The sequence below is a fragment of the Pacificispira sp. genome, from assembly GCF_965228185.1.
GTDB lineage: Bacteria > Pseudomonadota > Alphaproteobacteria > UBA8366 > Aestuariispiraceae > Pacificispira.
Window position 1 is genome coordinate 963,012 of sequence record NZ_CBDDHE010000003.1, and the last position, 11,826, is coordinate 974,837.

Annotated in this window: 11 protein-coding genes; 3 read left to right on the forward strand and 8 right to left on the reverse strand. The window is 61.4% G+C overall.

The genetic code is table 11. The annotated features are described in order from the left end of the window. Window positions 1–19 precede the first annotated feature (19 nt). From ACO06O_RS08160 to ACO06O_RS08185, 6 genes are all read right to left on the reverse strand, one after another. Complete coding sequence (locus ACO06O_RS08160; RefSeq protein ID WP_421878103.1) at window positions 20–1,474, reverse strand: circularly permuted type 2 ATP-grasp protein; 1,455 nt, start codon at window positions 1,472–1,474, stop codon at window positions 20–22. A gap of 166 nt (window positions 1,475–1,640) precedes the next feature. Next, the gene (locus tag ACO06O_RS08165; RefSeq protein WP_421878105.1) at window positions 1,641–2,132 is read right to left on the reverse strand and encodes an RDD family protein; all 492 of its coding nucleotides are present in this window, start codon (window positions 2,130–2,132) and stop codon (window positions 1,641–1,643) included. 81 nt (window positions 2,133–2,213) lie between these two features. Then, entirely contained in the window at window positions 2,214–3,089 is an 876-nt protein-coding gene (locus tag ACO06O_RS08170; protein WP_421878107.1) for a flagellar motor protein MotB, read from the reverse strand. A 9-nt stretch (window positions 3,090–3,098) separates the two neighbouring features. Continuing rightward, on the reverse strand, window positions 3,099–4,115 hold the full coding sequence (locus ACO06O_RS08175) for a flagellar motor protein MotB (RefSeq protein WP_421878109.1): 1,017 nt from the start codon (window positions 4,113–4,115) through the stop codon (window positions 3,099–3,101). 53 nt (window positions 4,116–4,168) lie between these two features. Continuing rightward, a complete protein-coding gene (gene motA / locus ACO06O_RS08180) occupies window positions 4,169–5,035 on the reverse strand; it encodes a flagellar motor stator protein MotA (protein ID WP_420416839.1) in 867 nt (288 codons plus the stop codon). A gap of 127 nt (window positions 5,036–5,162) precedes the next feature. Then, complete coding sequence (locus tag ACO06O_RS08185) at window positions 5,163–5,963, reverse strand: class I SAM-dependent methyltransferase (protein ID WP_421878111.1); 801 nt, start codon at window positions 5,961–5,963, stop codon at window positions 5,163–5,165. A 75-nt stretch (window positions 5,964–6,038) separates the two neighbouring features. Here ACO06O_RS08185 and ACO06O_RS08190 point away from each other — a divergent pair, with 75 nt between their 5' ends. Next, a complete protein-coding gene (locus tag ACO06O_RS08190) occupies window positions 6,039–6,539 on the forward strand; it encodes a flavin reductase family protein (RefSeq protein ID WP_421878113.1) in 501 nt (166 codons plus the stop codon). A gap of 43 nt (window positions 6,540–6,582) precedes the next feature. Here ACO06O_RS08190 and ACO06O_RS08195 read toward each other — a convergent pair whose 3' ends face one another. Both ACO06O_RS08195 and ACO06O_RS08200 read right to left on the reverse strand, forming a co-directional pair. Beyond that, window positions 6,583–7,968, reverse strand: a complete 1,386-nt coding sequence (locus ACO06O_RS08195; protein ID WP_421878115.1) for an L-serine ammonia-lyase — start codon at window positions 7,966–7,968, stop codon at window positions 6,583–6,585. Window positions 7,969–8,000: 32 nt separating this feature from the next. After that, window positions 8,001–10,274, reverse strand: coding sequence for a penicillin acylase family protein (locus ACO06O_RS08200; RefSeq protein WP_421878117.1), 2,274 nt, complete (start codon window positions 10,272–10,274; stop codon window positions 8,001–8,003). Between the two features lie 195 nt (window positions 10,275–10,469). Between ACO06O_RS08200 and ACO06O_RS08205 the strand changes: the two genes are divergently transcribed. Both ACO06O_RS08205 and ACO06O_RS08210 read left to right on the forward strand, forming a co-directional pair. Beyond that, complete coding sequence (locus ACO06O_RS08205; RefSeq protein ID WP_421878119.1) at window positions 10,470–11,270, forward strand: alpha/beta fold hydrolase; 801 nt, start codon at window positions 10,470–10,472, stop codon at window positions 11,268–11,270. A gap of 71 nt (window positions 11,271–11,341) precedes the next feature. Continuing rightward, window positions 11,342–11,797: a hypothetical protein gene (locus tag ACO06O_RS08210; RefSeq protein WP_421878121.1), complete on the forward strand. Its 456-nt coding sequence runs from the start codon at window positions 11,342–11,344 to the stop codon at window positions 11,795–11,797. The last annotated feature ends 29 nt before the right edge of the window (window positions 11,798–11,826 follow it).

Sequence of the window (11,826 nt, forward strand, 5' to 3'; positions counted from 1 at the left end):
GGTATTTCCCTTGTTCTTGTTATTCCGTCAGAACCCATGTGTCCTTGGATCCGCCGCCCTGGCTGGAATTAACCACCAGCGATCCCTTGCGAAGGGCGACTCGGGTGAGGCCGCCGGGTAGGACCCAGCTTGACTTTCCCGTCACGCAAAAGGGGCGTAGATCGACATGCCTCGGTTCTACTGCGCCGTCGACCAGTGTGGGACAGACCGACAGGTTGATCATGGGCTGACTGATGAAGTTCGCCGGGTCGTCCTTGATCTTGGCCCGGAACTCCGCCAGTTCGTCCTTGGTCGATCGGGGGCCGATCAGGATGCCATAGCCGCCGGACTCGCCGACAGGTTTGACGACCAGGTTCTCGAGGTTATCCAGGGTGTAGGAAAGCCCTTCCTCTTCCCGGCAGATATTCGTCGGCACGTTGGCCAGGATTGCGTCCTCGCCCAAATAGTATTGGATCAGGCGCGGCATATAGGCATAAACGGCCTTGTCGTCCGCGACCCCTGTGCCGATCGCGTTCGCCAGGGTGATATTGCCTTTCCGGTAGGCGTCGAAAATGCCCGGTACGCCCAGCAGGCTATCCTCGCGGAAGGCCTTGGGGTCGAGGAAGTCGTCATCGATCCGCCGATAGATGCAGTGAACCTCTTCCACGCCCTCGGTCGTGCGCATGTAGACGCGATCGTCCTCGACCAGAAGATCGCGGCCCTCGACCAACGGAACGCCCATTTCCCGCGCCAGGAAGATATGTTCGAAATAGGCCGAGTTATAAGCGCCGGGGGACAGCAGGGCGACCTGTGGGTCCATCGGGCCGGCCGGGGCGACATCAAGCATCGCCTGCAGCAATTTGGGACCGTAATCGTCAACGGGTCGGATGCCGATATCGTCCATCAGATCCGGGAAGGCGCGTTGCATCATATGCCGGTTTTCGACGACATAGGAGACACCCGACGGCGTGCGGGCATTGTCTTCCAGCACACAGAAATTGCCTTCGTCGTCCCGCACCAGATCGATGCCGCACACATGGACATAGGTGCCGCCGGGAACGTCCAGGCCTTCCATCTGCTTTCGGTAGTTCTTGTTACCGAGAACCAGATCTGCCGGGATTACACCGTCCTTCAAGCATTTCTGATCGTGGTAGATGTCCTGGATGAAAAGGTTAAGGGTCTTCACCCGTTGCTGGACGCCGCGTTCGATCGTTTCCCATTCGGACGCGCCGATGACACGAGGCAGAACGTCGAACGGCAGAATCCGGTCGATCATAGTCCGGTCGGAATAGACCGTGAACGTGATGCCGAGATTGTACAATTCGCGAGCCGCGGCTTCCGCGCGTTCGCTTAGTTCCTTGGATTCGATACTGCGCAGCCTGTCGACCACGGCCTTCGGAATGACGCCGCGTTGCGCCGCGGAGATGATCTCGCAGAAAAATCCGGTCGGGTCGTAACCTGGTACCGGAGTGTCTTTGCTTTCGGTAACTCCCATCGTGTCGCTATCTCGAACGACCGGTCTTGAATGCCGGTCGGTCGTCCCTGGTTCCGACCCCACAGCCGGCCCGTTCATCACATTATTATTATAATGAGTATGAGGCGTAATCGTTGGAATACAACAGCAAAGCGATTGATGGACAGGCTTGGGCCGGCGTCAGGGGTCAACCGGGCGCGCTTGCGCTTTGGATTGTACGCAGGTCGCTGAGAATGTCGTGCAAGAAGCGGTTCCGATCATCGAACAGCACATAGAGCAGCGGCACAAAACCCATCGCGACACTGACATAGAAGAGCACGGTCAGGATCAGCGCCTGGAGTACCGTCGGGCGCGCGCCTGTTGTGGCGTCGACGACACGCAAGCCGAAAACGGACTGGCCCACGGTCGCCCCTCGACCGGACACCATCAAGGTGTGATAGGCAAAGGGTGCAACGGCCCAGAGAAGCGCGGTAACAGGCGCTAGGAGTCCCAGGGTCAGCGCCGTGACCACCCACAAGGCAACCCCGATTGCCGCCAACACGACGACGTCGACGAGGTAACTCATCAGGCGCTTGAAAACAGTGCCCGACCAGTAGCTCGGATCTACGAAAAGGTCGGTGCTGCCGGAATTGCCGCGTGCCGCCGATGCCGGGTCAAACTTGCTTTCCTGGTGCGTCATGGGCGTCGGCTCCGTCGTTTCGTTCCTTTAGGATTTGTGAATGGAACGGAACGACTTCAAGCCGATTTGGCCATTGGGCCGTCAGCGCGGGGCAGGCGCCTGCCGGATGAGAACGATGGTCATCCGGCGGTTCTGAGGCGAATCCGGATTTTCAGGGATCAAAGGATCCGTGTCCGCGACGCCGATGACGGTTTCGAACCGGACTTCCGGCAGCCCGTTGGTGCGCAGGCCGCGACGCACTGAATTGGCCCGGTCGACCGACAGATCCCAAGCCTGACCGCCGCCTTCGTCACTGCCGGTATGGCCGGTGATTGAAATCGGGTTCGGCAGATTGATCGCGATATCCGCCAGCAATTGCAGGCTGATCCGTGCATGATCCGTTAGCTGCGAAGAGCCTTGCTGGAAGTTCGATTTGTCGCGGCTGTCCACAAGCTGAATGCGCAAGCCCTCGTCGGTCACGTCGATCTTGATCGTCTCTTTAAGATCTTCGAGTTCCGGCGGCAGTTCATTGATCTGCGTTTCAAGATTCTGCTTGGCCTGATTGAAGCGCTTTTCTTCCTCGTCCGCGTTGACCTCGCCGGCACTGCCGGTGCTGGAGACGTCGTCCTTGCCGGATTCGTCGTCGCTGGAGTTCAGTTTCCCCTGTGACGATCCATCGGTCGCGTCCGGCGATTCCGTCCGCTTGTCCTCGGTCGGACCGGGTTCGTTCGGCGTGATGCCGCCGAAGACATTGTTGGATCCGCTGTCCGCCGACGTCGTCCGGGTCGTCGGTGTGAAATAGTTCGAGATGCCGTCGAGAACTTCCTGTTCCGTCGCATTCAGCAGCCAGAGCAGCAGGAAGAACGCCATCATAGCGGTCACGAAATCGGCATAGGCGACCTTCCAGGCACCGCCATGGGCACCTTCCTCTGGCACCTTCACCTTCTTCACGATGATCTGCTGTTCGAGATCCGCCATGGTCGCGCCTCAGTTCTCGGGAAGGGGCGGCGGGGCCAGGCCGGTCGTGTCCCGGGCCGGGGACGACCCGGCCGCGCCGCCGGGAACGTCGTCGACGCCGGGCACGAAGACCGCCGTTTCCTTCTCCGGCGGGTTCTGCCGCAGCAGCAGGATTGAAATGCGCCGGTTTCGCTCGTTCTCCGGATCTCTTGGATCCAACAGGTCCGAATCAGCCTTGCCCTCGACCCGGATTAACCGTCCCGTCGGGAAACCGTTGCGTTCCATCCAGTTGCGGCTCGCGGCGGCGCGGTCGCCGGATAGTTCCCAGTTGCCGTATTCGGCGGTTGCCCCGGGCTGGGCGGCGGAATCGGTATGACCGGTAATCGCGACGTCATTGGGCAGTTGGACGATGATGCCGCTGATCAGGGCCAGCAGCCGGACCGCCCGCCGGGTCATCTGATCGGTGCCCGGCTCGAACATCTCCCGACGCTGATAATCCAGCAATTGGATCATCAAACCTTCATCGGTGACTTCATAGATGATGCTGTCCTGCAGATCGCGGACGGTCGGATCGTCCTCGATCGATTGCTTCAACTTCGCCAAGGCGTCGTCAAGCATCTCCTGTTCCTGCTGTTCCGCCGTGGCGTCGCCGACATTCACATTGGCCTCGGCCGGGTCGTCGCGTTCCTCCCCGGTCTCCTTGCCCGACTCCTCGGATCCATAGCTGGGGATGGCGACGCTGGTCACGGGGGGCGACGAGGCGGAACGCATGGCGCCTTCCAGCGAGGCGACCGCGCCGGACAGGGCCTGGCCGATACCTTGCGAATCCTCGGCTGCACTGGGCGGTGCGAAATAGTCCGAGAGGCCGGTCATCTGTTCTTCCGTCGTGGCGTTCAGCAGCCACAGCAACAAGAAGAAGGCCATCATGGCGGTCACGAAATCGGCATAGGCGACCTTCCAGGCGCCGCCATGGGCGCCTGCCGGAATCTTGATCTTCTTTTTCAGGATCAGCGGTTCAATCGCTTCACCCTGGAGACCTTCCGACATTAGGCGTCAGTCCTCCTAAGGCCCGGTCAAGGGGGCGCCGGTTTCAGATCCGCTTAACCGCTCACCGGCGGCAAGGATTCCACGGCGCTTTCCACCTCGGCGAAAGTGGGCCGGTTATGCGGGGCCAGAGACTTGCGGGCGAATTCGGTCGACACCGCGGGGGCGTATCCGGCGAGATGCGCCAGAATGCCGGCCTTCATGCAGTTAAAATAGGTCGCTTCCTCTTCCATGATCGCCTTGGCGTTGCTGGCAAAGGGGGCGAAGAAACCATAGCACAACAGAATGCCCAGGAAGGTCCCGACCAGGGCCCCACCGATCAAGCGGCCCAGGACTTCGGGCGGTTCGTTGATCGATCCCATTGTTTTGATGACGCCCAAAACGGCCGCGACGATGCCAAGCGCCGGGAAGCCCTCCGCCATGCCGGTCAGTGCATGGGCAATCTGGTGGTCGGTCTGGTGATGGGTTTCCAGGTCGGAATCGATCAGCGCTTCGACTTCGTGCGGATTGTCCGTCCCCAAGGTCATCAGGCGCAGGTAGTCACAGAAGAACTCCATGGCGTGATGGTCTTTGTGGAACTTCTCAAACGGCTCGAACAGTTTGGAATCATGGGGATTCTCAACATGCTGTTCGACCGCGAGCGCGCCCTTCTGCTTGATCAGCTTGAAGACCTGATACTGCATCGTCAGCAGTTCCAGGTAATCCGCCTTCTTGTATTTCGGTCCTTTGAAAATACCGCCCAGGCGCCCGATCGATCCCTTCACGATGCGCATCGGATTGGCAATGATGAAAGCCGACGCGCCCGCGCCGAAAATCAGCGTGAATTCAAACGGTTGGTTCAAGACGCCGAGCTTCCCGCCCATCGCCATATATGAACCCAGGACGCACCCGATAACCGCGACAATTCCGATAATAACGAACATAGAAAGGGCTGGACCTTCTGCCTATTGACGACCTGCCTTCGAATCCCCGCCGGCAGTAACCGCCGAAACCGCGCAACTGTAGTCGGAATCGATCAGTGCTGTCCATCTTCGCAGTGCGGAAGTCATGCTAGACGTCTCCGCGAATTTGCCAAATCAACAGCGACGTTGCGCGTCCGCTTTGGATCGGCATGCGCCGGTCCGGTTCGTGCCCCGGTACCTCGAAGGAATTGCTGACGAAAATTCCGCCCGGTGTCATTCCGCGCCGGACCTTTTCGAATAGGTCGGCCATGGGGTGCGGGCTGAGGAACGCATAGATCAGATCGTAACCCGCCAGATCGGCATCCCATAGCGATTGCCAGCGGATTAGGACCCGCCGGTCACCGGAGAGGACAGCCCGGGCCCGGGCGATCAGGAAGGGGATGGGCGCGTTCTCGACGCCGACAAATCGGCTATCCGGATGGGAATGAATCCGCGCCATCGCCATGGGGACGCTGCCGGTGCCGCAACCGAGATCGAGTATCCTGACAGGCCTATTGCCCGCCGCGGAGTCCGGGCCCAAGAGGGTCGCCAGTTTCTCCATCGTTTCGCGATTGCTGAGATAGAGCGGCACCCTGTCGCCGATGACGTTGCGAAGAGCCAGGGCCATAAGCACCAGGATCCCCCCTGGAATCCATAGCGGTAGGTCGGCGCGGACCGCCATGGCGAATAGGGCGGGAAGGGCGGCCATAAACACGATCCAGGCAAGACCCGCGCGGAACAGCGCCGCCACCGCCGACGCGGTGCCTGAAGCAAGGACGATCTTGCCCCAGAAGGGCAGATCCTCCCCGGTGACCCGAAAATGAATCTGAACCACCGCGAGCACCGCAAGGACCGCCGCGATCTGCGACGCGGCGGCGATCAGCATCGGCTTTCGTCCCCGCAGTGTCATTGTCCTCTCGCTTTCCCTGGGATACGCATCATGTTATGCCCGCAGCGGCTCAACTTACCAGAGGTCAGGACGTCGATGGATTGCGGCGACGGGGTGACATCGGCATTGTTTCGCACCGTGTGCGGGCGGTTCGCAACCGGCGTTGCCGTGGCGACGACCTGCGACGCCAAGGGCGGTCGCTGGGGCCTGACGGTCAATTCGTTTTCTTCTGTATCCCTCGACCCGCCGCTTGTCTTGTTTTCGATCGACAAGAACGCGTCAAGTCACGGTGTATTCGTCGGGTCTCCGCGTTTCGCGGTGAATATCCTGGCGGAAGATCAACAGGCGCTGTCCGACCGGTTCTCCTTCTTCAAAGACGATGACCGATTTAGCGGAATCGCCCTTGAGACCGGTGAATCGGATCGCCCGCCGCTGCTGTCCGGCGCGCTCGGGCATCTGATTTGTGATCTGGAGAATACATTCCCAGGCGGCGATCACACGATCCTGCTGGGCCGGGTCCGGCATACCGCCGTTTCGAGTGACCCGTCCGCGCGGCCGTTGCTCTATTTCTCCGGTGGATACGCGACGATTTCGTAGGGCTTGCCCGACCGTCACGCCGATGAGCGCGGCCTGACGGCGATCAGCATTCGACGACGTTGACCGCTAGGCCACCCTGGCTGGTTTCCTTGTATTCGGAACGCATATCGTCGCCGGTCTTTTTCATCGTCTTGATCGCGGCGTCCAGGGGCACGAAATGAGTCCCGTCACCCTTCATAGCGAGCGAGCAGGCGTTGACGGCCTTCACCGCGCCCATGGCGTTGCGCTCGATGCAGGGGATCTGAACCAGGCCGCCGATCGGATCGCAGGTCATGCCGAGATGATGCTCCAGCGCGATTTCGGCTGCGTTCTCCACCTGCATGTTAGTTGCCCCCAGGGCCGCCGCCAGCCCGGCCGCCGCCATTGCAGAGGCTGATCCAACCTCGCCCTGGCAACCGACTTCCGCGCCGGAAATCGACGCATTGTGCTTGATGATGCCGCCGATGGCCGATGCCGCCAGCAGGAAAGTGCGGATGCCGTCCTGGTTGGCTTCGGGGATGAAGGCCTCGTAGTAGCGCAAGGTCGCTGGAATGATCCCGGCAGCACCATTGGTCGGGGCGGTCACAACAGTGCCGCCGGCGGCATTCTCTTCGTTCACGGCGATCGCGTAGAGGCTGATCCAATCCATGATGTCATGGTCGAAACGCCGATTAGATTGCCGGTTCTTTTCCAGTTCCTGCAGGATTGCCTTGGCGCGCCGCTTGACGTCCAGACCACCCGGCAAGCGCCCGTCCTGGCCCAGGCCGCGCGTGATGCAGGTCCGCATGACCTTCCAAAGCCGGTCCAGGCCCTCGATCACCTCGCCGCGCTCGCGCACCGCGCATTCATTCGCCAGTTTCATATCCGCGATGGTCAGGCCGGACGTCGCGCCCATGGCCAGCATCTCTTTGGCGGAGTTGAACGGGTAGGGGACTTCGGATTGCGGCAGCGACCCGGCACCGGTCTTGTTATCCAGTTCCTCCGCGGTCGCAACGAACCCGCCGCCGATGGAATAGAAGGTCTGTTCCGCCAGCATGTCGCCATTACCATCGAAGGCGGCGAAGATCATGCCGTTGGCATGGCCCGGCAACGGCGGACCGAAGTCGAAAATCAGATGATCGTCCCGATGAAACGGAATACGCCGCGTGCCGCCCAGTGGGATTTCCAGCTCGGCATCGATCTGATGAACCAGTTTGAACGCGTCGTCTGGGTCGATCGAATCCGGCCGCGCGCCCGCCAGGCCCAGAATGACGGCCCGGTCGCTGGCATGGCCCTTTCCCGTCCAGGCAAGGGAACCGTGAAGGCTGCACCGCACCGATTGGACGGCGTCGAAGACGCTGCGTCCGGTCAGCGTTTCGATGAAGCGGGCCGCCGCCACCATCGGTCCCACCGTATGGGAACTGGACGGGCCGATGCCGATCTTGAACAGGTCGAAAACGCTGAGAAACATGGTACGCGAAACTCCCCCTATGAACCGTCCGATCAGGGACGCAAATGCAATACGGCGGCGGCCCCGGCGCCGATATCGCCGCCGCGCCCGGGAATCCTGAAATAGCGACCGTCCCGCCAAGGCTCCAACAGATCGTCGTAATGTGGTGAGAACGGGTTGCCGGACTGGCCCCCTGCCAGGGCGAACAGGCTGCGGTCCAGATCCGCCAAATCATAGACTGCGCGGTACCCGGCGCCATGGATATGACGGAAGGGGTGCCGTCCTTCGCCGCCCCGGCTTTGGCCGCGATTGACGGTGTGGTCGCCGCCATCCGTCTCAAGCGGCCGATTTCCCAGGCGCGACAGACCGGGAATGAGGTTCAGCAGCAAATGTTCCATGGGGGCACGGTGAAGATCGCCCCATCGCCAGTCGGTCGCGGTGCCGCCCTGCCGGTCATTCAGGACGAATACCGCCCGATCCAAGGCTGAGGTCAGCAGCCAATCGCAATTTTCTTTCGGTTCCGTCCGAAGGTCGTCGCACCAATGCGGTGCTTCGGTCAGCGCCTTCTCGACGAAGCGGGCGTCGGCTTGCCAATAGTTTTCGAAGGCCTCGACCCCCAGATCGTCCTCCGCCAATAGCCGGACCGCCTCGTTCAAAAAGGTCATGTAAAGCGCCGCCGCGGCCGAATCCCGGGTCATTCGAAAATCCCACGCACGCAGCAATGCCAATCCGTCCCGCGCGAGCGGTGTGGTCGGTTCGGCTTTCAGGAAATGCGGCACCAGGCGGCGCGCGGCGTCCGACAGAACATCGTTCTGCAGGCGTGTGCTGTCTTCCAAGGAATGAGCCTCTCCGGTTTCCGCCAAGGCCTCAAGCATCCGGACCGCACGGTAATCGGGGACGAAATCATGCGAGATTTCATAAGGGTAATCCGCGGTAACGATGCGGTTGTTGGCGTTGGCGATCCAGCCATTGGCGGGGGCGACCAGGCCCGGTAGGTCTTCCGAGGGCACGATCCCGGACCAAACGGCCTCCGGTTGGCCCGATGCCTGTGGCACGGTGCCGTCTGCACCCTTTCGAATTGGAATCCGCCCGGCGACTTTCATGCCGATCCGCCCGGCGGTATCGGCGTAGAACACGTTCTGAACGGGATCGTCGAACAGGGAAAGCGCTTGAACAAACTTGTCCCAGCTCGTCGCCCTGTTCAGGCGGTACAGGGCGCTGACGGTACGGGGCAGGGATTCCGTGCCGGTCCACTGCAACGCCACCGGTTCGGAGCCAAGACGCGACAGAACCGGTCCGAAGGCCGACTGGCGGACCGTGACATTCTCATCCGCGCCAAATCGGACGCGAATGGTCTCCTGCCGCGTTTCGGCGGCGTCTAGTGCGGCACGATCCAGGCGGACGGTGTCCTGATTGTCCGCGTGTGTCGTGGTCAGACCCCAGGCCATGGTGCCGTTATGACCCAGAATATGGAACGGCGCGCCGGGAGCGGTGGCGCCGGCCAGGGTCAGGCCGGGGGTCTCGATCCGCGCCAGATACCATTGTCCGGGCATGCGCAATCCCAGATGGGGATCGTTTGCCAGGATCGGCTTGCCGGTAGCGGTCCGCTGTCCGCTCAGCACCCAAGCGTTGGACGCGTCATAACCACCGATCCACGCGTCGCGGTTGGCGTCATTCATCGTTGTCGGGCTGCGCAGGTTTCTCGGCAGCAACTCGGCAGTCCGCTCCGGCCCAATCAGGTTCAACAGCGCTTCGCGGCGGGATTCCGAGAAGCCGTTGCCGGACAATTGCAGGGACATCAATCGTCCCCAGACCAGGCTGTCGGCGATCGTCCAGGGCTCGGGCGTGTGTAGCGTCAGTTGAAACTCGACGGGCAGGGGCTCGCTCGACGTCTCCAGAAACACGTTCACCCCATCCGCATAGGCCTGCAGATCCTGCCGTTCTGCCGGCGCCAACCCGTTGACCTGCTGTTCCGCCTGTCGGTAAAGGCTGAGTTCCCGCATCATTCGGTCATAGCCCAACATCGGGGAGCCGACGATTTCCGCCATACGCCCGGCACCGATGCGACGGGTCGTCTCCATCTGCCAGAGCCTGTCGCGGGCATGAAGATAGCCCAGGGCGCGATAGGCGTCGGTCATTGTGGCGGCGCGGATCGTTGGAATGCCGCTTTCATCGAAAGCGACTACGACATCGTCGGACAGGCCCGGGAGTTTCCTATCGCCGGCCAAATCGGGGACGCTCGCGGTGCCTAGTATCCAGATAAGACAGCCCACGGTCAGGACGCAAAGGGCGATAAGGCTGAGGAAAATTTTAAAGGCGAGGCGCACAGGTTCCGCTCCGGCCGGTGACGTATGTGTGACCGCATCGTTTTAGACCATGCCACGATTGAATGCAGCCATGGCATTCGGCATGGTCCGTTCGAGGTCGGCCGGATCGTGGCCGCGACGTCTTCCGGAAGGAGTTTGGATTTGCCGCAGATCTTGAAATCAGTCCGCTGTGCCAGCTCATTGGGGCAACACGATATGGCATATGCCGATTGGGGCGATGCGGACAGTGAGCGAACGATCCTGTGTGTGCATGGCCTGACCCGAAACGGACGGGATTTCGAACGTCTTGCGGCCGCACTGGAAGCGGATGGATTTCGTGTCCTGTGCCCAGATATCGTCGGGCGTGGCCGGTCCGATCGCCTACCCGAAGGGGCGCCATACGAGATTCCTCAATATATTGGCGATGTCACCGCCATGTTGGCGCTGGAGAATGTGACCAAAGTGGATTGGATCGGCACCTCCATGGGGGGGCTGATCGGAATGGCGATGGCCGCGCTGCCGCAAACGCCGATCCGCCGCATGGTACTAAACGATGTCGGACCGTTTATTCCGAAGGCGGCACTGGAACGGATCGGGGAATATGTCGGGACCGGCTGGCGCTTCGACAGTTTTGACAAGGCCGTCGACCACATTAAGCGGGCCTATGCGCCGTTTGGTCTGACCTCCGATGAGGATTGGCGCTATCTGACCGAAATTTCGACGGCGAAGGATGATGGCGGCGGGTGGGTGAACGCATATGACCTTCGGATTGCCGAACCGTTCAAGGCAGCGGAAATCGGCGATGCGGATCTATGGGCGCTTTGGGACGTCTTATCGGTACCGATAATGGTGATGCGCGGGGCGGAATCGGATTTGCTGACGCCGGACGTCGCTGAGGAAATGACACGGCGCGGCCCCAAGGCGCAGGTCATAGAGATTCCCGGATGCGGCCATGCGCCGGCGCTTATGGACACGCATCAGATCGATCTGCTTCGGGACTGGTGCCGGTCCGCGTAATGAAAGGATTGGGTATGGTTGGTTTGCGGCCCGCGCGTTTGGCGCTCACGGCTTTACTATTTGTGGCCGCAATGACGGCCGCCGCTCCGGATATCCGGGCGCAGGGGCGCGACAAGGCGCTTGAGTCCGTGAAGGGACTTACCGTGCAGTTGATCGACAGAACGCGCGCGGCGGACACGCCGGATTCCCAGATCTGGGCCGGCGTGCAGGCGTTAACGGACGCTTTGCGGCGATTTGCCCTGGCTGAAACCGAAACGCGCGCCGATGAGAAGGTCGAGTCGCCGCCTTTGGCCTCGCTGCGCCCCGGGCAGGCGGAAACGACGGACTTGGCTGCTGAACCAGGACCGGAGGTGGCGGTCGCCGAGGTTCCGCGCGAATGGTTCAATTCGAAGATTACCGAGGCACAGACCGGCGTGAACGCAGCGCGGTCGGCGGTGGAGCGGGGCGCGTCGCGATCCGAGATCGCAAAGGCGCTGGAAACCGTTCAGACGGCCTTGTCTGTCGTGAACCGGCCGCCCGCCCCTTGAACGCTCTTTAAATCTGGCGATACGAAAGC